The sequence below is a fragment of the Aquitalea sp. USM4 genome, from assembly GCF_004328945.1.
In the GTDB taxonomy this organism is placed as follows: Bacteria; Pseudomonadota; Gammaproteobacteria; order Burkholderiales; family Chromobacteriaceae; genus Aquitalea; species Aquitalea pelogenes.
In genome coordinates, this window is the sequence record NZ_CP029539.1 from 3,550,166 (window position 1) to 3,572,021 (window position 21,856).

At 61.3% G+C, this 21,856-nt stretch carries 24 protein-coding genes and 1 riboswitch; of the genes, 8 read left to right on the forward strand and 16 right to left on the reverse strand.

Going from position 1 to position 21,856, the window contains the following annotated elements; translation table 11 throughout:
- Positions 1–37: 37 nt before the first annotated feature.
- A complete protein-coding gene (gene argE, locus DKK66_RS16350; RefSeq protein WP_062787887.1) occupies positions 38–1,195 on the reverse strand; it encodes an acetylornithine deacetylase in 1,158 nt (385 codons plus the stop codon).
- Positions 1,196–1,417: 222 nt separating this feature from the next.
- On the opposite strand from argE, the gene DKK66_RS16355 reads away from it, so the two are divergent.
- The 3 genes from DKK66_RS16355 (at position 1,418) to DKK66_RS16365 (ending at position 4,353) form a co-directional block, all read left to right on the forward strand.
- The gene (locus DKK66_RS16355) at positions 1,418–2,320 is read left to right on the forward strand and encodes a LysR family transcriptional regulator (protein WP_045847372.1); all 903 of its coding nucleotides are present in this window, start codon (positions 1,418–1,420) and stop codon (positions 2,318–2,320) included.
- A 128-nt stretch (positions 2,321–2,448) separates the two neighbouring features.
- Positions 2,449–3,492, forward strand: coding sequence for an ABC transporter substrate-binding protein (locus DKK66_RS16360; protein WP_045847371.1), 1,044 nt, complete (start codon positions 2,449–2,451; stop codon positions 3,490–3,492).
- Positions 3,493–3,584: 92 nt separating this feature from the next.
- Positions 3,585–3,754, forward strand: a riboswitch (yybP-ykoY riboswitch).
- Positions 3,755–3,762: 8 nt separating this feature from the next.
- Entirely contained in the window at positions 3,763–4,353 is a 591-nt protein-coding gene (locus DKK66_RS16365; protein ID WP_045847370.1) for a TMEM165/GDT1 family protein, read from the forward strand.
- Positions 4,354–4,430: 77 nt separating this feature from the next.
- Here the strand turns inward: DKK66_RS16365 and fliD (DKK66_RS16370) are convergent, their stop codons facing one another.
- The 5 genes from fliD (DKK66_RS16370) to DKK66_RS16390 all read right to left on the reverse strand — a co-directional run bounded on the left by fliD (DKK66_RS16370) (position 4,431) and on the right by DKK66_RS16390 (position 10,012).
- Positions 4,431–5,798 carry a flagellar filament capping protein FliD gene (gene fliD / locus DKK66_RS16370; RefSeq protein WP_131359770.1) on the reverse strand — a complete coding sequence of 456 codons (1,368 nt, stop codon included), beginning with the start codon at positions 5,796–5,798 and terminating at the stop codon, positions 4,431–4,433.
- Between the two features lie 172 nt (positions 5,799–5,970).
- Positions 5,971–7,428, reverse strand: a complete 1,458-nt coding sequence (gene fliD, locus DKK66_RS16375) for a flagellar filament capping protein FliD (protein ID WP_131359772.1) — start codon at positions 7,426–7,428, stop codon at positions 5,971–5,973.
- A gap of 200 nt (positions 7,429–7,628) precedes the next feature.
- A complete protein-coding gene (locus DKK66_RS16380; RefSeq protein ID WP_131359774.1) occupies positions 7,629–8,912 on the reverse strand; it encodes an FAD-binding oxidoreductase in 1,284 nt (427 codons plus the stop codon).
- A 213-nt stretch (positions 8,913–9,125) separates the two neighbouring features.
- Positions 9,126–9,362, reverse strand: coding sequence for a hypothetical protein (locus DKK66_RS16385; protein ID WP_131359775.1), 237 nt, complete (start codon positions 9,360–9,362; stop codon positions 9,126–9,128).
- A gap of 428 nt (positions 9,363–9,790) precedes the next feature.
- On the reverse strand, positions 9,791–10,012 hold the full coding sequence (locus DKK66_RS16390) for a hypothetical protein (protein WP_131359777.1): 222 nt from the start codon (positions 10,010–10,012) through the stop codon (positions 9,791–9,793).
- A 269-nt stretch (positions 10,013–10,281) separates the two neighbouring features.
- Between DKK66_RS16390 and DKK66_RS16395 the strand changes: the two genes are divergently transcribed.
- The 3 genes from DKK66_RS16395 (at position 10,282) to DKK66_RS16405 (ending at position 13,278) form a co-directional block, all read left to right on the forward strand.
- Positions 10,282–11,313 (forward strand): transporter, encoded by a 1,032-nt coding sequence (locus DKK66_RS16395; protein WP_242673510.1) that lies wholly within the window; start codon positions 10,282–10,284, stop codon positions 11,311–11,313.
- A gap of 140 nt (positions 11,314–11,453) precedes the next feature.
- Positions 11,454–11,795, forward strand: coding sequence for a zinc ribbon domain-containing protein YjdM (locus DKK66_RS16400; RefSeq protein WP_045847365.1), 342 nt, complete (start codon positions 11,454–11,456; stop codon positions 11,793–11,795).
- Positions 11,796–11,922: 127 nt separating this feature from the next.
- Complete coding sequence (locus DKK66_RS16405; RefSeq protein WP_131359779.1) at positions 11,923–13,278, forward strand: MATE family efflux transporter; 1,356 nt, start codon at positions 11,923–11,925, stop codon at positions 13,276–13,278.
- Positions 13,279–13,323: 45 nt separating this feature from the next.
- Here the strand turns inward: DKK66_RS16405 and DKK66_RS16410 are convergent, their stop codons facing one another.
- Both DKK66_RS16410 and DKK66_RS16415 read right to left on the reverse strand, forming a co-directional pair.
- Positions 13,324–13,512 (reverse strand): hypothetical protein, encoded by a 189-nt coding sequence (locus DKK66_RS16410; RefSeq protein WP_131359781.1) that lies wholly within the window; start codon positions 13,510–13,512, stop codon positions 13,324–13,326.
- A 71-nt stretch (positions 13,513–13,583) separates the two neighbouring features.
- Positions 13,584–13,838, reverse strand: a complete 255-nt coding sequence (locus DKK66_RS16415) for a hypothetical protein (protein WP_131359783.1) — start codon at positions 13,836–13,838, stop codon at positions 13,584–13,586.
- A 149-nt stretch (positions 13,839–13,987) separates the two neighbouring features.
- Between DKK66_RS16415 and DKK66_RS16420 the strand changes: the two genes are divergently transcribed.
- The gene (locus DKK66_RS16420; RefSeq protein WP_131359785.1) at positions 13,988–14,641 is read left to right on the forward strand and encodes a YkgJ family cysteine cluster protein; all 654 of its coding nucleotides are present in this window, start codon (positions 13,988–13,990) and stop codon (positions 14,639–14,641) included.
- Here the strand turns inward: DKK66_RS16420 and DKK66_RS20610 are convergent.
- Positions 14,638–14,769 (reverse strand): hypothetical protein, encoded by a 132-nt coding sequence (locus tag DKK66_RS20610; protein WP_255434165.1) that lies wholly within the window; start codon positions 14,767–14,769, stop codon positions 14,638–14,640. The two genes, DKK66_RS16420 and DKK66_RS20610, sit on opposite strands and share 4 nt — an antisense overlap.
- 99 nt (positions 14,770–14,868) lie before the next feature.
- Here DKK66_RS20610 and DKK66_RS16425 point away from each other — a divergent pair, with 99 nt between their 5' ends.
- Complete coding sequence (locus DKK66_RS16425) at positions 14,869–15,294, forward strand: EamA family transporter (protein WP_131359787.1); 426 nt, start codon at positions 14,869–14,871, stop codon at positions 15,292–15,294.
- 15 nt (positions 15,295–15,309) lie between these two features.
- On the opposite strand, the gene DKK66_RS16430 is transcribed toward DKK66_RS16425, so the two are convergent.
- The 7 genes from DKK66_RS16430 to DKK66_RS16460 form a co-directional block, all read right to left on the reverse strand.
- Positions 15,310–15,540 carry a hypothetical protein gene (locus DKK66_RS16430; RefSeq protein ID WP_131359790.1) on the reverse strand — a complete coding sequence of 77 codons (231 nt, stop codon included), beginning with the start codon at positions 15,538–15,540 and terminating at the stop codon, positions 15,310–15,312.
- A 158-nt stretch (positions 15,541–15,698) separates the two neighbouring features.
- Positions 15,699–17,231, reverse strand: a complete 1,533-nt coding sequence (locus DKK66_RS16435) for an FAD-binding domain-containing protein (RefSeq protein ID WP_131359792.1) — start codon at positions 17,229–17,231, stop codon at positions 15,699–15,701.
- Positions 17,228–18,220, reverse strand: a complete 993-nt coding sequence (locus DKK66_RS16440) for an NAD(P)/FAD-dependent oxidoreductase (protein ID WP_131359794.1) — start codon at positions 18,218–18,220, stop codon at positions 17,228–17,230. The genes DKK66_RS16435 and DKK66_RS16440 overlap by 4 nt, the downstream gene beginning before the upstream one ends.
- A gap of 40 nt (positions 18,221–18,260) precedes the next feature.
- Entirely contained in the window at positions 18,261–18,485 is a 225-nt protein-coding gene (locus DKK66_RS16445; protein ID WP_045847354.1) for a TIGR02450 family Trp-rich protein, read from the reverse strand.
- Between the two features lie 3 nt (positions 18,486–18,488).
- A complete protein-coding gene (locus tag DKK66_RS16450) occupies positions 18,489–19,031 on the reverse strand; it encodes a lipocalin family protein (protein ID WP_131359796.1) in 543 nt (180 codons plus the stop codon).
- Positions 19,032–19,051: 20 nt separating this feature from the next.
- Positions 19,052–20,581 (reverse strand): cryptochrome/photolyase family protein, encoded by a 1,530-nt coding sequence (locus tag DKK66_RS16455; RefSeq protein ID WP_131359798.1) that lies wholly within the window; start codon positions 20,579–20,581, stop codon positions 19,052–19,054.
- Positions 20,578–21,855 (reverse strand): DASH family cryptochrome, encoded by a 1,278-nt coding sequence (locus DKK66_RS16460; RefSeq protein ID WP_131359800.1) that lies wholly within the window; start codon positions 21,853–21,855, stop codon positions 20,578–20,580. Before DKK66_RS16460 ends, DKK66_RS16455 begins: the two co-directional genes overlap by 4 nt.
- Between the last annotated feature and the right edge of the window lies 1 nt (position 21,856).

The following is a 21,856-nucleotide window of genomic DNA, read 5'->3' on the forward strand; positions in this document are numbered from 1 at the left end:
TGCAGAAAGACGGGCCGGTTGCTGTCATGCGACAGGCTCAGCGGCTGGCGAGCTGGCTGCCCAGTCGTGATAAAAACGCATCGCAGGCGGCCAGTTGCTCCAATGCCAGCCATTCGTCCGGCTGGTGCGCCTGGGCGATGTCGCCGGGGCCACACACCACGGTAGGAATACCGCAACGTTCGGCAAACAGCCCGCCTTCGGTGCCAAAGGCAATCTTGCGTGGCGGGGTGTGGTCGTTCAGCAGATCCTGCACAAAGCGCACGACGTGGGCATCCGGCGGAGTGAGCAAACCCGGATAGCTGGTTTTTTCCGTGAAGCCAAAACCGCAGTCGGGGTCCACCGCCTGCATTTCCGGCTGTAGCACCTGCAGGGCATGATTGCGGATGGCGTCCAGCAGGCTTTGCGGCGGGTCTTCCGGCAAATGGCGGATTTCAAAGTCGAACTGGCAGTGCGCGGGGATGATGTTCAGCGCGGTGCCGCCTTGCATGGTGCCGACGTGCAGGGTGCTGTAAGGCACTTCGTACAGCGGATCGAACGGGCCGTGCTGGCGTCGCTGCCGGGCCAGGCTGCGGATGAAGCTGACCAGTTCGGCAGCGTATTCCACTGCGTTCACCCCGGCCGTCGGGTTGCTGGAATGGCCTTCGTGCCCCCGCGCTGTCACCCGCCAGGCAGTCTTGCCCTTGTGGGCGGCCACCAGCTTCATTTGTGTCGGTTCGCCAATGATGCCCATGGCGGGTAGGACTGGCAGCCCGCCCAGCACTTCCAGCAGGCGGCGCACGCCGATGCAGCCGATTTCCTCATCGTAAGTGAAGGCCAGGTGCACCGGCGTGTGCAGCTGGCTTTGCGCCAGTTGCGGCACCTGGGCCAGCACGCTGGCAAGAAAGCCTTTCATGTCAGCCGTGCCGCGGCCATACGCCCGCTCGTCGCGGATATCCAGCTGGAACGGGTCGCTGTGCCATGTCTGGCCATCTACCGGTACCACGTCGGTGTGGCCGGCCAGCATCACGCCGGGGCGGTCGGTGGGGCCGATGGTGGCGTACAGATTGGCCTTGCTGCCGTCTTCGTTTTCCACGATGTGGCTGCTGATGCCATAGCCAGCCAGGTAGTTTTTGACAAAGCGGATCAGCTGCAGATTGCTCAGCCGGCTGGTGGTGTCAAAACCGGTCAGCGTGTTGAGCAGGGTAAGGGATTCCATCAAACGTCTTTCCATGAAACCGCAGCATGCGGTGTGGCGGCCAGGCAAGGGCCGTGCGTCAGTTTACACCCCGGCCATGCCGATTGCGGCGGCCGGGCATTGTTTTTGCGTTACGCCTTGGGCAAGGCAGCTTGCGTGGTGTGTCGGTTGACAAGCCGAATCTAGCTTGCGACATTGAATACCGAAAATATTATTATTTTTTCTGCTGGATAGATAAATATTATGCAATATACCCTGCGGCAGCTGGCTTATCTGGTGGCGGTGGCCGACCACGGCAGTGTCACTGCGGCAGCCAATGCCCTGTACACCTCGCAGCCGGGGATCTCCAGCGCCATCGCCCAGCTGGAAGAGCAGTTCGGCCTGCAGTTTTTCATTCGCCACCATGCCAAGGGCGTGTCGCTGACGCCCGCCGGGCAAAGCTTTGTCGCGGCAGCGCGCAACCTGCTGGCGCATGCGGACGACCTCAGTCTGCATGCCAGCGCATTGAGCCAGTCCCTGCAGGGAGAGTTGCAGCTGGGCTGCTTCACCACCATTGCGCCCCTGTTTCTGCCGCGCCTGCTGGCTGCCATGCGCGAGTCCTACCCCGATATCACGGTACAGCTGCACGAAGGCGATACCGGCCAGTTGCAGCAGGCACTGCTCAGCGGGCAGACCGAGCTGGCCTTGCTGTACGACCTGGATCTGGCACCCAGCCTGTACCGGCAGACGCTGCAAACCGTCTTGCCTTACGCCGTGCTGCCGGCCAATCACCCGCTGGCCACGCAAACGGCGGTGTCACTGCATGATCTGGCCGATTTGCCCATGGTGTTGCTGGATTTGCCACACAGTCGCGAGTATTTCCTGTCGGTATTCCGTCTGCACAATCTGGAGGCACGGGTGCGCCACAAGACCGTGAGTTTTGAACTGGTGCGTGGCCTGGTGGCGGCAGGTAACGGCTATGCGCTGCTGAATCTGCGCCCGCAAACCCGGCAGTCCTATGCTGGCGATGCCCTGGTGTACCTGCCGATTGTGGAGGATGTGCCTGCGCTGAATATCGTGCTGGCGTGGCCGCAAGAGCTGCGCCTGACACGCCGCGCCGAGGCCTTTGTCTCGCTGTGCGAGCAGAGCATCAGCCGTTTGGGTTGAGCGCGGTTTTGGTGCATCGCAAAAACCGATGCAGTTGACAAGGTAAAGCTATTTTACCAATGCCCCGGGCTGTCCCTACAGTGTGCTTGCAGCCGCCCACCTGGCTGCGTCTCCTGTAAGGATTTGCCATGCCCACATTCAAGCATTGTCGTGTTGCAGCCGTACTGGGCTGCGTATTGCTGAGCGCTGCCACCCAGGCTACCGAACTGACCGTGGTGTCGTTTGGTGGTGCCAACAAGGAAGCCCAGCAAAAAGCCTACTACCAGCCCTTTGCCGCCAGCAGCGGCATCAAGGTGGTGAGTGGCGATTACAACGGTGAAATGGCACGGGTGCGTGCCATGGTAGACAGCAAGCGGGTGAGCTGGGACGTGCTGGATGTCGAATCGCCAGACCTGCTGCGCGGCTGTGACGAAGGCATGTTCGAAAAGCTGGACTACCGCCGCATCATCAAGCCTGCAGAACTGCTGCCCGGTGCCGCCCAGGCCTGTGGCATGGCAGCCTACGCCTGGAGTACGGTGCTGGCCTATAACAGCGACAAACTGAAGACTGCCCCGCGTTCTTGGGCGGATTTCTGGGACGTGAAGAAATACCCCGGCAAGCGCGCCTTGCGCAAAGGGGCCAAGTACACGCTGGAAATTGCCCTGATGGCAGACGGTGTGGCACCGCATGATGTGTACAAGGTGCTCAATACCCCGGCGGGATTGAATCGTGCCTTTGCCAAGCTCGACCAGCTCAAGCCCTATATCCAGTGGTGGGAAGCCGGTGCCCAGCCCGCGCAGTATCTGGCCGCTGGCGATGTGGTGATGAGTTCGGCCTATAACGGGCGCATCAGCGCGGCGCAGAAGGAAGGTGGCAAACAGCTGCAAATGGTGTGGAACGGCAATATCTACGATTACGACTACTGGACCATTCCCAAGGGCAGCGCCAATCTGGATGCCGCCTACAAGTTCCTGGCCTTTGTCAGCCAGCCGGGGGCGCAGGCCGAATACGTGAAGGGCATCAGCTACGGGGTGAGTCACCGCAAGGCGGCCGCGCTGATCGACAAGGGCCTGCTGGGCAATCTGCCTACCGCGCCGCAAAACCTGAAGCAGGGCGTGGCGATAGACAGCAGCTTCTGGGTGGATCACGGCGAAAACCTGGAGCAGCGTTTCAACGCCTGGGCGGCGCGCTAAACGTGGTGGCCATGGCCGGGCAGCTGCATGGCCCGGCGCATGGCGAAAATCAGGGCAAGGGGCTTGCCAAATGGCATGACTCGTTTACAATGCCACCCGTCATCAGGGAGTAGCCGCCCTCCGAATGCGAGAGGGACGTGTGTCAACAGACTTGCCGGTTCCGGCATGGCACACGTGGTCCGAGACTTGGCGAGACTTTTGACCGTAATGCTCTGCATGGCCGGGACGCATTGCGGTCACTCGTTTTCGCGTCCCGGCCATGGAGAACACTTGATGCAGTCTTTTCTGGTATCCACCGGTGTAGTAGCCCTGGCCGAAATCGGCGACAAGACCCAACTGCTTTCCCTGATTCTGGCGGCGCGTTACCGCAAGCCTGTTCCCATCATTCTTGGCATTTTGCTGGCCACGCTGGTCAATCATGCCGGTGCCGGTGGTGTGGGGGCCTGGCTGTCCACCGCGCTCAGTCCCAATATCCTCAACTGGACTGTCGTTGCTTCCTTTGCCCTGATGGCTGGCTGGATTTTGATTCCGGACAAGCTGGATGAAGGCGAAATCGTCATGCCCAAGCGCCAGATGGGCGTGTTTGCCACCACCGTGTTTGCCTTTTTCCTGGCGGAAATGGGCGACAAGACCCAGGTGGTGACCATTGCGCTGGCGGCGCGTTTTCATGACTTCCTGCCGGTGGTGGCTGGCACCACATTGGGCATGATGCTGGCCAACGTGCCGGTCATCTACCTGGGTAGCCGCTTTGCCGACCGCCTGCCCACCAAGGCCGTGCATATTGTTGCATCGCTGATTTTTGTGGTGCTGGGGGGGCTGGCCTTGATGAATGCCATCAACGGCAACCAGTTGCTGGGTTGATTCTCCTGTCTTTACCAATAAAAAACGCCACCCGCCCTGGCCGAGGTGGCGTTTTTCTTGGCGGGTGCCAAGCTGCTTCAGGCCAGTAAGCCGGCCAGATTACTGGTGGATTGCTGCATTTGCGCCAGCGTGGCATTCAGCGTGGTGTATTGCTGCAGATAGGAAGCACGCAATGCGTCCAGATTGGTCTGTATTTCGGTCTGGTGGCTGGTTTCGTCGGTAACGCTCTGGTTCAGGTCGTTCTGTTTGGTCACCACGATGCCGGTCGGCCCCAGCAGATTATTGATGGTGCTGTTGAAGCGGTCGGCAAAGCCGGTGCTGCTGCTGTTGCCGAACAGATTGGCCACTGCGCTTGGGTTGCTGGTCAGCGCCTTGTTGAAGGCGGTCTGGTCCAGTGCCAGCGTGCCGTCCTTTTGCAGGCTGATGCCCACTTGTGACAGATAGGCGAATGATGTGGTTGCATCCACACCTGCCACCTGTGTCTGCAGAACCGATGATAGTTGGTCCTGGATGGATAGCAGCGAGTCATCGCCCTTCATGTCACCGCTGAATGCACTGTTCACCGTGCTTTGCACCTTGTTGTAGGCATCGACGAAGCCTTGCAGGGTGGTGGCAATGCCGGACGTATCCTGACTCATGCCGATGGTGACTTGTCCGGCTTTTTCCAGATTCACCGAGGCGCCATTGATGACGCCGGTCAGGGTATTGCTGCTGGATGACACATTGACGCCATTGACCGTGAGCAGGGCATCGCTGGCGGCAAACGACTCGGTGGCCGCCGTGCTGCTTTGTTGCAGGCCGGCCAGGGTGTTGCCGCTGGTATTGCCGCTGTCAGTACCGCCGGATGTCACGCTGAAGGCATTGGCCGAGCCGGAATTGGCCGAAGCAATCACCAGCGAATAATTGCCGTTGTACTGCACGATGGAAGCATTGACCCCGGCATTGGCTGAATTGATGGCGTCCGAGATGTTCTGCAGGCTTTCACCGCCGCTGCCACCATTGTTCAGTTTTACCGTGGTGCTGGTGCCGGCCACGCTGAAAGTGAGCGAGGAGGGCACGCCGCTGATGGCGGTGGTAGCGCTGGTAATGGGCTGGCCGCTGCTGTTTTCATCGAATACCAGCTGGCGGGACTGTGCCAGCTTGCTCACATTCAACTGGTAACTGCCGGCAATGCCGCCGGTGCTGGTGGTGACCGAGGCAATGGTGCTGTCGGAGCTTGTCGCCTTGAAACTTTGCAGGAAGGCACCGGACGACAGGCTGCTGACCGAGGTTTGCAGCGCGGACAGGGCAGAGCTGATCTGGCCCATGTCGCTCAGCTCGGTCTTGTAGGTGGAAACCTTGTTCTGGCTGTCGGTCAGTGGCTGCTGTTCCACGCTCATCAGCTGGCTGACGATGGACTGTACGTCGAGCGGACCGGCGGTGGTGGTGATGGATGCTGAACTCATGATGTTCTCCTTGCTGTCCGCCATCGGGCAGACAGGCCATGGCTGGCTCTGTCTGCATTATCGGGCGGAAGCAGGGAGGTCTTGATGGCAAACCCCGGTTAAAAGATGTTGCCAACTGTTAAGTCCGTCACACATTGTCAAACAACTGGCTGACGCGTGAGCGTGGCCGGGATCAACTGCTGCCCGAGCCGGAAGATGAACCGGCGGCGCTGACCCCGGCCATCAGACCGGACAGATTGCTGGTGGATTGCTGCATCTTGGCCAGCGTGGCATTGAGCGTGGTGTACTGGTGCAGGTAGTTGGCCTGCTTGTCGCTCAGCTTGGTTTGCAGCTGTGTCTGGTGCGTGGTTTCGTCGGTGACATTCTGGTTCAGGTCATGCTGCTTGGTCATGATGATTCCGGCAGGTCCCAGCAGATTATTGATGGTGGTGCTGAAGCGGTCGGCAAAGCCGCTGTTGCTGCTGTTGCCGAACAGATTGGCCACGGCGGCAGGCTTGCTGCTCAGCGCCTTGTTGAAGGCGGTCTGGTCCAGCGACAAGGTGCCGTCCTTCTGGATGGCAATGCCCACCTGGGACAGGTAGGCATAGGAGCTGACCGGGTCGGCCCCGCTGACCGGCGTTTGCAGCACGCCGGAGAGCTGGTTGCGAATGGACGTCAGTGCTGCGTCGCCCTTCATGCTGCCGCTGGCGGCGCTGTCCAGCGTGCTTTGCACCTTGTTGTACGCATCGACAAAGCCTTGCAGCTTGCTGGCAATGCTACTGTTGTCCTGCGTCATGCTGATGCTGGCTTCACCGGTTTTTTGCAGGCTGAGGGTGGCACCGCCAATGACATCGCTGACGGTATTGCTGCTGGACGATACGTAAACGCCGTTGACGGTGAGCGAGGCGTCGATGGCGTCGTTGGATTCGCTGATGGCGGTATCGCTTTGCTGCAGCCCGGCCAGCGTGTTGCTGCTGTTTTCGCTCAGGCTGCTGTCGCTGCCGCCGGCAGTAATGCTGAATGCCTTGTCCGAGCCCGGTTCCGCGGCGGCAATCACCAGCGAGTAATTGCTCTTGTATTGCACGATGGAGGCATTGACCCCGGCATTGGCGGCATTGATCTTGTCGGCGATGTCCTGCAGGGTGACGCTGGCTGGCGTGGTGCTTGTGGTGGTGCCGTCACTGTTGGTGACCGTGCTGACCGGCTCACGCAATTGCACGGTGGTGGTGCTGCCGGCTACTTCAAGGCTGAGGCTGTCGGGCACATTGTCCAGTGCGGTGCTGGTGCTGCTGAGGGCTTGCCCGTCCGCGCCGGTGTCAAATACCAGCTGGCGCGGCTTGGCCAGCTCCTCCACATTCAACTGGTAATTACCGGGAACGCCCGTGCCATTGGTGTCTACCGTGGCGACGGTCGGGTCCGAGCTGCTGGCCTTCAGCGTATGCAGGAAGCTGGTGGACGACAGGCCGCTGACGGCAGTTTGCAAACCCGACAGGGCCGAGCTGACCTGGCCGATGTCGCTGAGCTTGCTGTTGAAGGTTTTCAGCTTGCCCTGGCTGGTGGTGAGTGGCTGCTTTTCCACCGTCATCAATTGACTGACGATGTTCTGTACGTCGAGCGGACCGGCCGTGGTGGTGATGGATGCGTTGCTCATCTTGTCTTGCTCTGCCTTGAGGATGGAGGATGACGGAATCATGCTCGTAGCGCGTATTATCCCCGAGGGCGGCAGCCGCCCGCGCGGCAAGACAGGTCAAAGAATGTTTGCTTTTGCAAACAAGGTTAAAAACAGTAAATGTCGGGGAATGAAAAAGGGCTGCCTGTCGGCAGCCCCTGAATGGTGCGAGTGCAAACTGTTCAGATACCCAGCTTGTCGCGCAGCGAGTAGTACCAGGCACCCATGGCGGTAAACGGAACCCGGAACAGGGTGCCGCCGGGGAAGGGGTAGTGCGGCAGGGTGGCAAAGGCATCAAACCGTTCGGCCTGGCCGCGTAGTGCCTCGGCCAGAATCTTGCCGGCCAGATGGGTATAGGTGACGCCGTGACCGCTGCAGCCTTGCGAGTAGTAAATATTGTCGCCAATGCGCCCAACCTGCGGCAGGCGCGACAGCGTCAGCAGGAAGTTGCCGGTCCAGGCGTAATCGATTTTCACATTGGCCAGCTGCGGGAATACTTTCAGCATCTTCGGCCGGATGATGGCTTCGATATTGGCCGGATCGCGTGCGCCGTAGACCACGCCGCCGCCAAAAATCAGCCGCTTGTCTTCGCTCAGGCGGTAGTAGTCCAGCAGGTAGTTGCAGTCTTCCACGCAATAGTCCTGCGGCAGCAGGCTGGCAGCCAGTTCATCGCCCAGGGGTTCGGTGGTGATGACCTGGGTGCCGCAAGGCATGGATTTGGCGGCCAGTTCCGGCAGCAGATTGCCCAGGTAGGCATTGCCGGCCACGATCAGGAACCTGGCCTTGACCCGGCCTTGCGGGGTGGTTACCACCGGCTGCTGACCGCGTTCGATGCTGAGGGCCGGCGATTGTTCGTAGATGACGCCGCCCAGCTTTTCTACTGCTGCCGCTTCACCCAGTGCCAGGTTCAGCGGGTGGATGTGGCCGCCACTCATGTCCAGCATGCCGCCGATGTATTGGTCGGTTGCCACGATGCCACGCATGTCGTCCTTGCCCAGCAGTTGCAGCTGCTTGTGGCCGTAACGTTCCCACAATGCCTTTTGTGATCGCAAATGTCCCATCTGCTTTTCACTCAGCGCAGCAAACACGCCACCATCTTTCAGCGCGCAGTCGATATCGTATTTGGTGATGCGTTCGCGAATGATGCGACCGCCTTCAAAGGCCATGTCGCCCAGCAGCCTGGCCTGCTTGCTGCCGACGCTGCGTTCGATCACATCAATGTCGCGGCTGTAGCTGTTGACGATCTGGCCACCATTGCGGCCGGATGCGCCAAAGCCAACCTTGGCGGCCTCCAGCACGGTAACCTTGAAGCCGTTTTCCAGCAGGGAAATGGCAGTGGAAAGACCGGTATAGCCTGCACCGATGATGCAGATGTCGGTTTCGATATCGCCTTGCAGTGCCGGACGGGACGGGGCCGGTTTGGCAGAGGCGGCATAGTAGGATTCTGGGTAGCTGGTTTGTGGCATTTCGTTAAACTTTTTCGTTTAATATTTTGCACATGCCAGACGATTCTAGCCCAGACCTTCCGTACTTGCCAAATGATTTGATCAAATTATGTGTTGAACTGTTGCCGACGGTGCTGACTGCACTGTGACTGGACGTGATGCCGGGGGGATGACGGAGGAGGGGTACTTGCCGGGAATGTCAGGGTGCTTGCGTTGGCAGGCACCCCGTGTGGCTTACTTGCTGGTGTCTTCGCGGCGGCCGATGTCTTTCTTGGATTCCGTGCTGGCAGCAGCGCTGGCCTTCTTGTGCTTCTGCTGTTTCTTCTTCTTGGCTTCCTGCTTCTTGATCTTGGCCTGATCGGCTTCCCAGGCTTTTACCTCGCTGGCGGTCGGTTGTTCCTGGTGCAGCTTGTTGGCCAGTGCCGGGGTGGCAATCAGGGTGGCGATGATGGCAAGGGCGGAGAATTTCATGTGATGATCCTCGACTGGTCAGCTCTGGGTGTTGATGTTCAGGATTGAACGTGTGCCAGTCTAAGAATTATCCAGTGGGCCATTAACCGGCCCATTCCTGATTGAGTTGATTATTTATCCTGTTGAGGCATAAGAATTTTCACGACCTGTCCAGCGCTTAAGGCCATGAAGAACAAGGCTGGCTGCGCGCATTGTCACGGGATTGTCGTCAAGCGTGGCCAGGGCTGATGGTATGCTTGCCCGCGGTCCTGAGCCTTGCTGCGGGCCGGTGTGATGACCCTTGTCCGGAGAGAGAAGTTAGCAATGAGCCTGTCGATTGCCAGTGCAAGTGATGGCGCTGATTGGCTTGGTCTGGGGTATGTGTTTGGGTGGCGCAGCCAGTTGGCCGCGCCATGAAATACGCTTGGAATCAGCGAGATGCCACGTGCCTAGTTGTTGTGGCCGTGCCCGCCGACGGAAATGTTGACCTTGCCGCCAGGTGCGGATGCTGTATTTTTCTTGTCACTGGACTTTTGGGTAGTTTTGCGTTTTTGCTGCTCAGCCTTCCATGCTTGTACTTCGCTGGCGGTCGGTTGTTGCTGATGCAACTTGTTGGCCAATGCCGGGCCGGTCATGACGATGCTAACAAGAGCTATTGCAATGCGTTTCATGGTCTCTCCTGATCGAATGAATGGTTGACAGCGATGTCCGCAATAGGTCAGGGCCAGTTTAGGAATTACCCGCTGCCGGATTAAGAGAGAAATTCCTAATGATGATGTGGTTATTTCTTTTCAAGTGTCAGGAAATTTCTACGAATTGGTTTTGTCCCGCCGTGCACTGTCATCTGCCTGTCGCGAAACATGTCGGGATGGGGTGTTATCCTTGCCGCTAAACAATATGCTTCTTGCCGGCATGCCATTGCTGGTGTAACGAGAGAGTGATGTCAGTAATGAGCCTGTCGATTGCCAGTGCAAGTTATGGCGCTGATCAGGTTGGTCTGATCAGTGGATTCCGTTTTTTGCCGGATCAGGCCGGTGAGCCTATCGGTTCGGAGCAGGCGCTGGCCTTCTTGCAGGACACATCGCCAGCCGCCGAGGGCTTTGTCTGGCTGCATTTCAATCTGGCGCACGTGGCTTGCGAGCGCTGGATCCGTGCCAATCTGGCCTTGCCGGAGGACTTTGCCGAAATGCTGCATGCCGGGGCAGGCTCCACCCGTATCGAGGCGGTGGATGGCATGCTGCTGGCCGTCATCAATGATGTGGCACTGGGTTTTGGCGTGGTGACTTCCGATGTTGCTACCCTGTGGGTGGCGGCGGGCAGCCGCTTGCTGGTGACTGCACGGGTGAGGCCCTTGCGCTCGGTGGACCGCTTGCGTGCGGCAGTGAAGGCGGGCGAGGTGTTTCCGTCGGCCCGGTCATTGTTGTTTCATCTGATGCAGGATCAAGCCGATGTGATGGCGGCCATTGTGCGGGAGTACACCCACAAGGTGGACCATGTGGAAGATCGCCTGCTGGCCGAGCATCTGCAGGATCACCGTGCCGAATTGTCCAGCATGCGCCGTACCCTGGTGCGCATGCAGCGCTTGCTGGCCCCGGAACCGGGGGCGCTGTTTCGCCTGCTGAACCGGCCACCGGCCTGGCTGGCCGAGCCGGATGTGCAGGCCCTGCGCGAATCCACCGAAGAATTTTCGCTGGTGCTCAACGACCTGGCCACCCTGGTGGAACGCATCAAACTGTTGCAAGAAGAACTGGCAGCCAAGCTGAACGAGCAAACCAACCGCACCTTGTTCACCCTGACGCTGGTGACGGTGCTGGCCCTGCCCATCAATATCGTGGCCGGTTTTTTCGGCATGAACGTGGGTGGGGTGCCACTTGCCAATCACCCGCATGGCTTTTGGGTGCTGGTGGTGCTGGTGGCCAGCTTTACCCTGCTGGCCGGGTGGTGGGCCTTCCGGCGACAGGCTCCGCGCTGAGTCAATGCCACCGCCTGGCGCATTGACCCTGTTGTCAACAGGTGAACTTGTTACCGTGCTGGCGTACAATAGCGGGCTTTTGTGCCATTTGCCGGTGGCGAGTGGTGTTGATTCAGTCTGATTTTTTAGCAAGGTACAGCATGAGCGGTTTGCCCAATTGTCCCCAGTGTGGTTCCCAGTTCACCTATGAAGACGGCGCCATGCTGGTGTGCCCGGAGTGCGCACACGAATGGTCGGCCCAGGCCGAAGCGGCTGGCGAAGAACAGGGCCGTGAAGTGCGCGATGCCAATGGCAATCTGCTGCAGGATGGCGATACCGTCACCGTCATCAAGGACCTGAAAGTGAAGGGTTCCTCACTGGTGGTGAAGGTAGGTACCAAGGTCAAGAACATCCGTCTGGTGGATGGTGATCACGATATCGACTGCAAGATCGACGGCATTGGCGCCATGGGTTTGAAATCCGAGTTCGTCAAAAAAGCCTGAGTCCTTTGTTTGGCTGATCCGCAAAGCACCCTGTAACGGGTGCTTTTTTCATTTCATGGCCAGCACATGGCAGCTGCCGCAGCGTGCTGTGCTTTGATACCATGCGCTTTTACCCGAGTTTCCCCTGATGCCTGTTGCCGAGCAGCCCTATCATTCCCCCTCCACCCGTCAACTGATTGCCTTTGCCATTCCGGTGATGCTGGCCGCGCTGGCTACCCCGCTGATGGGGCTGGTGGATAGCGCGGTGCTGGGGCGCATTGGCAGCCCGCTGGCGCTGGCAGCGGTGGCGGTGGGTGGCAGCATTTTCACCGTGCTGTACTGGTGCTTCAGTTTCCTGCGTTTTACCACTACCGGTCTGGTGGCGCAGGCTACCGGCCAGCAAAGCCCGGAAGCAGTGGTGCTTGCCGGCTTGAGGCCGATGCTGGCGGCGTTGCTGGGTGGCATGGGCCTGTTGCTGCTGCAGCAGCCCTTGCTGTGGCTGGCATTGCATTTTCTGGCCCCTCCGCCGGATGTGGCGCTGCTTACCCGCGACTACTATGCGGCCCGTATCTGGTCGGCACCGTTTACCTTGCTGTCCTATGCGCAGTTTGCCTGGCTGCTGGGCCTGGGGCTGTCGCGTCAGGTGATGGTGTTGCAAGTGCTGATGAATGTGCTCAATGCGGTACTGGCTGTGCTGCTGGTCAGCGTGCTGGGCTGGGGCGTGGCCGGTGCCGGCTGGGCGACGGCCATCGCCGAGGCCGTGGGCAGCATGCTGGCCGCCCGCATCATGCTGCGCCATGTGGCATGGCCGCGCTGGCGCAAGGCATTGGCGCAAGCCGGTGGCGCTGCGGCATGGAAGCAATTGTTTGCTGCCAATCTGGATATCATGCTGCGCACCTTGCTGCTGACGCTGGCCTTTGCCCTGATGACACGCAGTGCCGGTCAGCTGGGCAGCCTGACCCTGGCTGCCAACCAGTTGCTGCTGCAGGCCTTCATGGTGTGTGTCAGCTTGCTTGATGGCTTTGCCGTGGCAGCCGAAGTGCATGGCGCGCATGCCATCGGTGCGCAAAGCCGGAGCGGATTGCGCCTGGTGGTGCGGCGCTGTGCCTGGCTGTCGCTGGGCTGGAGCAGCCTGCTGGCACTGGGCATGGCTTTGCTGGGTAGGGTTTATCTGCCCTGGATGACGCCGGACCGGCAATTGCAGCAACTGGCGGCACCGTACTGGCCGTGGCTGGTGTTGCTGCCACCTGTGTGCATCTGGGCTTTTTTCTGGGACGGGGTGTTCATGGGTGCCATGCGTACCGCAGTGCTGCGCAATGGCATGCTGCTGAGTTTTGCTGCCTATGTGCCCACCCTGTGGCTGTTGCAGCCACGACTGGGTAATCACGGAATCTGGGCGGCGCTACTGGTGCTGATGGCCATGCGTGGTGTGCTGCTGACCCTGGCCTGGCCGCGCTTGCGAGATAGTGTGCCACAGCGGCAGGCTGATCCGGCCTCCGCCTGATTTTGCAAAACCCTGCCCGGCATGTGCCGGACAGGGAGCCTGGCTTCAGGCCGTGGTATTGATGCGATTGCCGATGGTTGCGCTGATGGCGCGCGGTGCAGCCGCTTCGACAGCAGACGTGCTGCCATCATTGTCACCATCCTTGTCACGGGCTGCGCTGGGCTGCGGCGCGGCAGTACTACGGGAGACAGGGTAGGTGGCGCTGCTGAGCGCCGGATTGAACGACAGTGACATGTGAAATCTCCAGAGTGGGGACCATTCCCCATTCTCATGTTGGCAAGAGAGGCTTAAGCAAATCTTAAGTTTCAGCGACAGCCCAGCATGGCTTGCAACCGGTTTACCGTTTCAGCGCGCAGCCCATGCGGTTGCAGGCTGGCGATCAGTTCGCACAACTGGTTGAACACGGCGCGACCGGGTGCACTCAGCCGGTGCAGGTCGGCCAGGCCAAGCTCACCGCACTGGTAGGCCGAACCCAGCAGCAGGGCAAGTTCCGCCAGCATGGCGCGGTCCGGGGCGTGCTCAAGGGAATTGATCAGCGGAATGATTTCTGCTTCTGTCATATTGAAACAATCGTTTGAATGCCATGAACAACAGTGTAATCCCGAGGCAAAGTACTGGCATGTGACAAGCGCATACTGGATGATCATGATCAAACGGGAAGCATTTCGCGCCGGCATCCGCTGGTGGTGGGTCAGAAAAGAGGGCAGGCATGCAGTTGGGTGAACAGGAGCAGGCGGCACTGAAAGCCTCCATTATCCAGGTAGGCCAGCGGGTGGCGCGCGAGCTGGGCGAGCGCCCGGAACTGGCACAAGCGCTGCACGTGGTGGGCTTTTTGCATGCGGCCGTCGACAAGACCGTCGCCCAGGCCGCCTTGCGTGGGGAGAAACCCGCATGTCAGCCGGGCTGTGCCAGTTGCTGTCATGTGCGGGTGGAAGTAAGCCCGGTGGAAGCCTTGCGCCTGGCCGCCTGCCTGCAAGACTGGCCTGCGGCGCGACGTCAGGACTTGCTGCAAGGCCTGCAGCAGCGCTTGGCCCGGCTGGAAAATGCCGGGGAACCTTCCCCGCGCTTGCCTTGCGTATTCCTGCAAGACAGCATGTGCAGCATCTATCCATGGCGCCCGGCCAATTGTCGCAAGGCGCATTCCTTTTCGGCAGAGGCTTGTCAGCAGGGCGCTGAGCACATTCCGCAGGATCTGGCCATCACGCTGGCTGCCGAAGCCCTGCAGGCTGGTACGGCACAGGGCTATCGTCAGGCAGGTCTTTCAATGGCACCGCTGGAATTGACCCGTGCCATGCTGTGGGCGCTGGAGCAGCCAGCGGCCGGTGTCGCCTGGCTGGCAGGCGAAAAGATTACCGCACCCTAGCGCATGCGCAGGATATTCTTGATCAGTCTTGGCTGCAGCGGATTGAGCGACTTGCTTTCCTGATGATGGCCTGCTTGCAAGGCAAGCAGCAGCAGGACAAGCAGACTGACGGATTTTGCCGATGTCATGGCGGGTGAGTCGTTGAAATGATGAACCGGGCGTCAGTGTACGCCTGCAATCCTTTACCGGCCAGTCCGGTTCGCACATCAAACTCAGGGAGAAACGTGATGGCTGGCTGGTTGCCATGGGCCTTGTTGTCCGCCGTATTTGCCGCGCTGACAGCCATTCTGGCCAAGGCCGGCTTGCGCCATGTCGATGCGGATTTGGCCACGCTGATCCGTACCGGCATCATTGCACTGGTGCTGTCAGCCTTTGTCTGGCTGACCGGCAAGTGGCGCAATCCATTGCAGCTGCCGGGCCAGACCTGGCTGTTTCTGGGCCTGTCAGGGCTGGCAACGGGGGCGTCCTGGGTATGTTATTTCCGCGCCTTGCAGTTGGGCGAAGCCAGCAAGGTGGCACCGGTGGACAAGCTCAGTCTGGTACTGGTGGCCGTGTTTGCCGTGCTGTTTCTGGGTGAACGCCCCGGCCTGCGGGAATGGCTGGGTATTGGCCTGGTGGCGCTGGGCGTATTGGTGCTGGCCATCCGTCGCTGAGGATGCCCATGCCGCTCAGGCGGGTTGCAGTTCCTGTGCCTGCTGTTCCAGCAGCCATTCGTAAAATGCCTGATCGAGCAACCAGGCATCCTCGCCCTGACGCAGAATCCACATCGGGCCGCCACAGGGGCCGATGCAGCGGCCGACAATATCGTACGTGCCGGTCGGAATGCGTCTGACGGATTCGAAGTCGGGCAGTGACAGGCCGGGCAGGCTGTTGCTGGTGTTGATGACAAGTACTGGCATGGCGGACAAAGAAATCCCACGCCTGGCGTGGGAAAAGAGTCGTCTACAAAGGAGGAACGGCCACCTTACCCGTACTTGATGGCAGTTGTCATCGGGGCTTCTACTTATCACACGGCCAGTAAACGTGCGGAGTGATTGTTCTTGCAGGCCCTGACTGGCTAGTTCAGCGGCAAACCCAGCTGCTGTTGCACGTCTGGCCGACGTCGGTTGGTACGCTTGCCTGGCAGGCGCTGGCGCGAACCATGGCGCGCGACGATGGCCGCTTTTTCGGCCTTTACTTCCGGCTGCTTGCGCCAGGCATGCAGGCGCTGCTTGGCCAGCCGCGTTGCGCTTTCCAGTTCGCATGGCGGTGCTGGCAGCGCCTGCTCACCGATCAGACCGTATTGCTGGCGCAGGCTGTCCGGCATTTTCCACGGCTCGAACAGCCAGCCATCCGGCACCAGTTGCATCTGCGGCAGCCAGCGGCGCACAAAGCGGCCTTGCGGGTCGTGATCCATCGCCTGCTTTACCGGGTTGTACACCCGGGTGGTGTTGATGCCGGTGGTGCCGGACTGCATTTGCAGCTGGCTCCAGTGGATGCCGGGTTCGTAATCCAGAAACGCCCGCGCCAGCCACAGCCCCACCGGCCGCCAGTGCAGCCACAGCGGGTAGGCCGCTACCGAAACCAGCATGGCGCGCATGCGGAAGTTCAGCCAGCCGGTGTGATTGAGCATGGCCACGCAGGCATCCACCAGCGGCCAGCCGGTGCGGCCCTGCATCAGCGCCTGCAAGCGGGCCTCGTCATGTTCCGTCTCGCGCAGGCCGTCGTAGCCACGGTGCATGTTACGCCATTCGATTTCCGGTTCGGATTCCAGCTTCTGCATGAAATGACAATGCCAGTGCAGGCGGCTGATGAAAGCATGCAAGCCCTTGCGCTGGCGTGTGCTGTCCTCTGGCAGGCGTTGCAGCTGGCGGTGGGTGGCTTGCACGATTTCGCGCAGGCTGAGGCAACCCATGGCCAGATAAGGGGAGAGGCGCGAGCAGGCAGTGGGAGCGGACAGCGGCGAGGAAATACCGCCGCGATATTGCGCGCTGCGCTGTTGCAGGAAGTCCTGTAATACCGCAATGGCACGGCGACGGCCGCCACGCTGGCGCTGTGGCGGGTCAAACGGAAAAATGCCCAGGCTGTCGGCACCGGGTGCGGTCATGATGGGTAGCGGGCAGGGCGCGGCCTGCAACGCGGGCACCGGCAGGCAGGGCTGGCTGACAAACTGCGTCCAGCGTGCGGCCCAGCCATCGCGCGAGCGCAAACGGCGGATAACGCCGGTCTGGGCGAATTCCTGCCATTGCACTCGCTGTTGCAGGCACCAGCGGCCTACGGCCAGATCGCGCTGATAGCTAAAGCCATTGCCGGTTTCCTCGTGTGCGTACAGGGCGTCAAACGGCATGGCGGCATGCAGGCGCGCCAGCACCTCGACTGCCTCGCCCACCTGGATCAGCAGCGGCAAACCACGGGCTGCCAGCGAGGCCGCCAGATCCTGCACGCATTCCAGCGCAAAGTGGTAGTGCTGGCTGGAGGCATCCGGCTGCTGCCACAGCCCGGGCTCGATGATGTACAGGCACAGCACCGGCCCGGCCAGGCTGGCAGCCGTCAGGGCAGCGTGATCGTGCAGGCGCAAGTCACGCTTGAACCAGACCACCCCGACGCTCACGGCTGCCAGGCACCCAGTACGCTGGCAGCCAGATGACGGCCGCTGAGCCAGGCACCTTCCACCTTGCCGCCGTGCAACCAGTCGCCACACAGACCGATGCCGCTGGCGGCATCCCACACGCTGCCGTGCTGGCTGGCGTGGCAATCGGCATAGCGCCAGCGATGGCTGCTCAGTACCGTGCAGGCAGGGGCGCCCAGCGCGCGGAATGCGTCCAGCAGCTGCTCGCCCACCTCGCTGGCAGGCTGCTCCAGATGAGCAGCACTCCAGTCGGCATTGGCTTGCAGCACCCAGCACGGCGCACCGCTGCGGCCGGGTTTGCTGTCGTTGCGGGCAATCCAGCGTAGCGGGCCTGCATTGACAAAGGCCGCAGCAAAGCCGGGCGCGAAGTCAGCCTCGGGCTGAACCATCACCGTCCAGCAAGGCAGCATGGGCTGCGCTGCTGCCACGGCGGCCAATGCGGGCTGGCTATCGGCCAGCAGGGTTGCTGCCTGTGGCGCAGGTATTGCCACCAGCACCTGGCTGAACAGTTCGGGCAGCAGGCCGTGTTCGACGGTTTCCAGCTGCCAGCCCGCTACGCTGTGATGCAGGCGGCAAACGGTGTGCTGGCTGCGTACGCTCAGCCCATCGGCCAGTGCCTTGCATGGGGCCGACATGCCGGGCTGGCCGACATAACGTGTCGGGGCCTCGTGCTGATCTTGCAGCGTGCTGCTGCCTGGCTGACCCAGCACTGCCGGGGTGATCTGCCATTCGGCCACCACCCCGGCGTCTAGCCAGTGCGCCACTTGCTGGCGGAAGGCCGGGTCGCGGGCGGTAAAGTATTGTGCGCCGTGGTCGGCCTGCCAGTTGTCACCGCGCCGGGTGCACAGGCGGCCACCCAGGCCGCGGCTTTTGTCAAAAACGGTGGTGCTGAGGCCAGCTTCATGCAACTGGCGTGCGCAGGAGAGGCCGGCGAGGCCTGCTCCGATGATGGCAATCGATGGGGGTGTCATGGTGAGCGTCTGCATGATGGTGTGGGATTGCGTGGGCGGTTCAAAGCCAGCCCTGCCGCCAGCAACTGCTGTCGGTGAGGGTTTGCCAGGCAATGATGCGGCTGCGCCGGGTGTAGACCGCTTCCAGCTCCACTTCGGTAATCGGCTGGCTGGGGTCGTCCGGTAGCAGCACACGGGTCACCAGGAAATGCTTTTCCTTGTGCTGCGGCTGCACGGCCGTCCATTTGCTCAGCAGCAGCTTGCGCGGGTTGAGGCGGACTGGCATGGCTTAGTTGTCGCTACGGGTTTGCGGCACGTAAATCAGCTGCTCGGTGGCAAAGCCCAGCGCTTTGGCTTGCTGCAGCAGTGGGTCCAGTACGGCCTGTGGCAGTTGTTTGTCACGCGCCAGAATCCACAAGTAAGAGCGGTCGTTACCGGCAATCATGGCCCAGCGGTAGTCCGGGTCCAGCGCCACCACGTGGTAGCCACCATAGAAGGGGCCGAAGAACGACACCTTTAGCGAAGCGACATGGCTGTCGCCATTGAACAGTGCGCGGCCTTCTGCCTGTTTCCAGCTGCCTTGCGCTGTGGCATAGCCGCGGTTGATGACCTGCACGCTGCCGTCCGCCTGCGGGGTGTAGCGGGCGCTGACATCGCTCATGCCGCGCTCGAAGCTGTGGTCGAGCCGGGCAATTTCATACCATTTGCCGCTGTAGCGTTGCAGGTCGAAACTGCTCACCGGCGTGATGCCGGGCGGCGGCAGGGTGGAGCAGGCGGCCAGCAGCAGGCTGCCTGCCAGCAACAGCAGAGTGCGTAAATGTGTGCGTCGCATGGTGGATTCCTTGTGTGGGTTCATAACTGGTTCAGGCCTTGCAGGATGACCTCCGCACTGTGGCGGATAGCCTCTTGTTCTGTGGCTGGCATCTTGTCCAGCTGGCGGTAAACCAGCGCCAGCCGCGGGTTGTTGCCCAGCCGGGGGCGCTGGCGCTGGAAGAAGTCCCAGTACAGCGCATTGAAGGGGCAGGCATCGGCACCGTGCCGTGCATCGCGGCGGTAACGGCAGTCGCCACAGTAATTGCCCATGCGGTGCAGGTAGGCATTGCCGGATACATAAGGTTTGCTGGCCAGGAGGCCGCCATCGGCAAACTGGCTCATGCCCACGGTATTGGGTAGTTCCACCCATTCGAAGGCGTCGATATACACCCCCAGATACCATTCATGCAGCGCCTGCGGCGATAGCCCGGCCAGCAGCGAAAAATTGCCGATCACCATCAGCCGCTGGATGTGGTGGGCATAGGCCAGTTGCAAGGACTGGCCGATGGCGTGGGCCAGGCAGCGCATGCCGGTTTTGCCATGCCAGAACCATTCCGGCAGCGGGCGCTGGTGGTCGAAGGCATTGCTGTCGGCATAGCCGGGCATGCGCGCCCAGTACACGCCGCGCACGTATTCGCGCCAGCCCAGAATCTGGCGGATGAAACCTTCCACTGCCGGCAGCGGGGCGAGGCCGTCCTGCCAGGCTTGCTCCGCCGCGGCCACCACTTCCCGTGGTGACAGCATCTTGGTATTGAGGGCAAAGGACAGCAGTGAGTGAAACAGATAGGGTGTTTCGCTGTGCATGGCGTCCTGGTAATCACCAAACTGCGGCAGGCCGTGGCGGATGAAGTGATGCAACTGCTGCAAGGCCTCGGTGCGGTTCAGCGGCCAGCGCAGGGCGTCGGCTGCGGGATTGCCGAACGATTGCACCCCGGCGGCTTGCAGCGTGTGCCACAAGGCCTGATGGTCGTGGCCGGGGCGGGTGTCCTGCGGCGGTGGCGGGCTGCCACGCCAGGGTTTGCGGTTGTCGTGGTCGTAGTTCCACTCGCCGCCCACCGGCTTGCCGTCCGGCTGTAGCAGCACGCGGTGGCGCTTGCGCATCTGGCGGTAAAACACTTCCATGCGCCATTGCGCCTTGCCGGCAAACAGCTGGCCTGCTTCATGGCGCGTGGTGTAAAAGTGCTCGCTGTCCACCATCCTGCACGGGATGCTTTGCCGGCTGGCCCACTGCTGCAATTGCTGGTCCAGCCGCCATTCGTCCGGTGCCTGCCAGACAAATTCCGTGGCCTGATAGTGCTGGCACAATGCGTCCAGATTGTCCTCCAGCGTGCCGCGATTGCTGGGGTCGTCGATGGCAACATAGCGCACGCGGTGGCCAGCGGCTTTCAGCTGGCGGGCAAAGTCACGCATCCCGGCCAGTACTGCCAGCAGCTTTTGCGCGTGGTGCAGCACATAGCCGGTTTCCTGCCGCAGCTCCAGCAGCAGGTAGACCACATCGGCCTCGTGGCTGGCAAACCAGCTGTGCTGCGGATTGAGCTGGTCGCCCAGTATCAGCCGCAGGGTGGTCATGGCAGGCTCCACAGCTGGCGGTAGTGGCCGTCGGCATCGTATTCCGCCGCCTGCTTGTCCGGGTTGAAACGGCGGCCGCCGCGCGGGTCGGTTCCCAGTCCGGCCAGATACAGCCAGTTGCCCTGGTTCTGGCTGCAATCGTAGTCAAGCAGGCAGGCTTCAAACCAGGCTGCACCGGCACGCCAGTCGCATTGCAGTTCGTGAATCAGGTAGCTGGCCACAATCTGGCGCATGCGATTGCCCAGATAGCCGGTGGCGGCCAGTTCGCGCATGCCGGCGTCTATCAGTGCATGGCCGGTTTGCCCGGCCATCCAGCGCTGGAAAGCCGCCTGGTTATGCGGCGGACTGGCGCGTTGTGGCAGGCCGCCGGGGTGATACAGGCGGCGGCCATGCTGGCGTTGCAGCAGCTTGAAGTAATCGCGCCACAGCAGTTCAAACCATAGCCAGTAGCTGCTGTCGCTATGGCCGTGCTCGGCTTCAAAGGCATGCAGCTGTTGCAGCACCAGTCTTGGAGACAGACTGCCGCAGGCCAGCCAGGGCGAGAACTTGCTGGAGTAGTCGATGCCATGCAGGCCGTTGCGGGTGGCCTTGTAGCTGTGCGGCAGGCCACGCTGCAGGTACTGCGCCAGATGTGCCAGCGCGGCTGTCTCGCTGCCGGCAAAAGCGGCGTCTGGAAACGGAAAACTTGAGCGCGGGTCGGCGGCCGGGTAGTCCATGGCCGCCAGCGGCTGGATCAACTGGCGGGCTGCCGGTGGCAAGGGTGGTAACGCCGGTTCCGGCAAGGGCACGGCGGGCTGGATGGCGGCGGCTTCCACTTGCTGACGGAAGCGGGTGAACTGGTCTGGCAGCTGTGCATCTGCCCAGGGCAGGCTGTCCGGCGCCAGCAGGGTGGATTGCCAGAAACTGTGCACGGCAAGGCCGCAGGCGCGCAGGGCGGTCAGTTCGTCCTGTTCTTCCGGGGTGGCGATGTCCTCGCAGTAAATGGCAGTGGCACCTATCTGGCTTGCCAGTGCGGGCAGCACGCTGGCCAGGCTGCCACTGGCATGCAGCAGGCCGCTACCCTGTTGTTGCAATGCGGTGGCCAGCCCCTGCAGCGCACTGTGGCGGAAGGCGCGACGCCGGGCGCTCACCCGCTCGAAGCCCCAGCGCGTGGTTTGCGGCAGCGGGCTGACATGTACCGGCAACAGGTAATCCGCCTGCTGGCAGGCCGCAGTCAGCGCCGGGTTGTCATGCAGGCGCAGGTCGTCTCGGAAACAATAGATCAGCGTGGTCATG

What these genes read in the sequence shown, in the direction of transcription:
- argE (WP_062787887.1), bottom strand. Translation starts at nt 1,195, where the DNA reads ATGGAATCCCTTACCCTGCTCAACACGCTGACCGGTTTTGACACCACC.
- DKK66_RS16355 (WP_045847372.1), top strand. Translation starts at nt 1,418, where the DNA reads ATGCAATATACCCTGCGGCAGCTGGCTTATCTGGTGGCGGTGGCCGAC.
- DKK66_RS16360 (WP_045847371.1), top strand. Translation starts at nt 2,449, where the DNA reads ATGCCCACATTCAAGCATTGTCGTGTTGCAGCCGTACTGGGCTGCGTA.
- fliD (WP_131359770.1), bottom strand. Translation starts at nt 5,798, where the DNA reads ATGAGTTCAGCATCCATCACCACCACCGCCGGTCCGCTCGACGTACAG.
- fliD (WP_131359772.1), bottom strand. Translation starts at nt 7,428, where the DNA reads ATGAGCAACGCATCCATCACCACCACGGCCGGTCCGCTCGACGTACAG.
- DKK66_RS16380 (WP_131359774.1), bottom strand. Translation starts at nt 8,912, where the DNA reads ATGCCACAAACCAGCTACCCAGAATCCTACTATGCCGCCTCTGCCAAA.
- DKK66_RS16385 (WP_131359775.1), bottom strand. Translation starts at nt 9,362, where the DNA reads ATGAAATTCTCCGCCCTTGCCATCATCGCCACCCTGATTGCCACCCCG.
- DKK66_RS16390 (WP_131359777.1), bottom strand. Translation starts at nt 10,012, where the DNA reads ATGAAACGCATTGCAATAGCTCTTGTTAGCATCGTCATGACCGGCCCG.
- DKK66_RS16395 (WP_242673510.1), top strand. Translation starts at nt 10,282, where the DNA reads ATGTCAGTAATGAGCCTGTCGATTGCCAGTGCAAGTTATGGCGCTGAT.
- DKK66_RS16400 (WP_045847365.1), top strand. Translation starts at nt 11,454, where the DNA reads ATGAGCGGTTTGCCCAATTGTCCCCAGTGTGGTTCCCAGTTCACCTAT.
- DKK66_RS16405 (WP_131359779.1), top strand. Translation starts at nt 11,923, where the DNA reads ATGCCTGTTGCCGAGCAGCCCTATCATTCCCCCTCCACCCGTCAACTG.
- DKK66_RS16410 (WP_131359781.1), bottom strand. Translation starts at nt 13,512, where the DNA reads ATGTCACTGTCGTTCAATCCGGCGCTCAGCAGCGCCACCTACCCTGTC.
- DKK66_RS16415 (WP_131359783.1), bottom strand. Translation starts at nt 13,838, where the DNA reads ATGACAGAAGCAGAAATCATTCCGCTGATCAATTCCCTTGAGCACGCC.
- DKK66_RS16420 (WP_131359785.1), top strand. Translation starts at nt 13,988, where the DNA reads ATGCAGTTGGGTGAACAGGAGCAGGCGGCACTGAAAGCCTCCATTATC.
- DKK66_RS20610 (WP_255434165.1), bottom strand. Translation starts at nt 14,769, where the DNA reads ATGACATCGGCAAAATCCGTCAGTCTGCTTGTCCTGCTGCTGCTTGCC.
- DKK66_RS16425 (WP_131359787.1), top strand. Translation starts at nt 14,869, where the DNA reads ATGGCTGGCTGGTTGCCATGGGCCTTGTTGTCCGCCGTATTTGCCGCG.
- DKK66_RS16430 (WP_131359790.1), bottom strand. Translation starts at nt 15,540, where the DNA reads ATGCCAGTACTTGTCATCAACACCAGCAACAGCCTGCCCGGCCTGTCA.
- DKK66_RS16440 (WP_131359794.1), bottom strand. Translation starts at nt 18,220, where the DNA reads ATGACACCCCCATCGATTGCCATCATCGGAGCAGGCCTCGCCGGCCTC.
- DKK66_RS16445 (WP_045847354.1), bottom strand. Translation starts at nt 18,485, where the DNA reads ATGCCAGTCCGCCTCAACCCGCGCAAGCTGCTGCTGAGCAAATGGACG.
- DKK66_RS16450 (WP_131359796.1), bottom strand. Translation starts at nt 19,031, where the DNA reads ATGCGACGCACACATTTACGCACTCTGCTGTTGCTGGCAGGCAGCCTG.
- DKK66_RS16455 (WP_131359798.1), bottom strand. Translation starts at nt 20,581, where the DNA reads ATGACCACCCTGCGGCTGATACTGGGCGACCAGCTCAATCCGCAGCAC.
- DKK66_RS16460 (WP_131359800.1), bottom strand. Translation starts at nt 21,855, where the DNA reads ATGACCACGCTGATCTATTGTTTCCGAGACGACCTGCGCCTGCATGAC.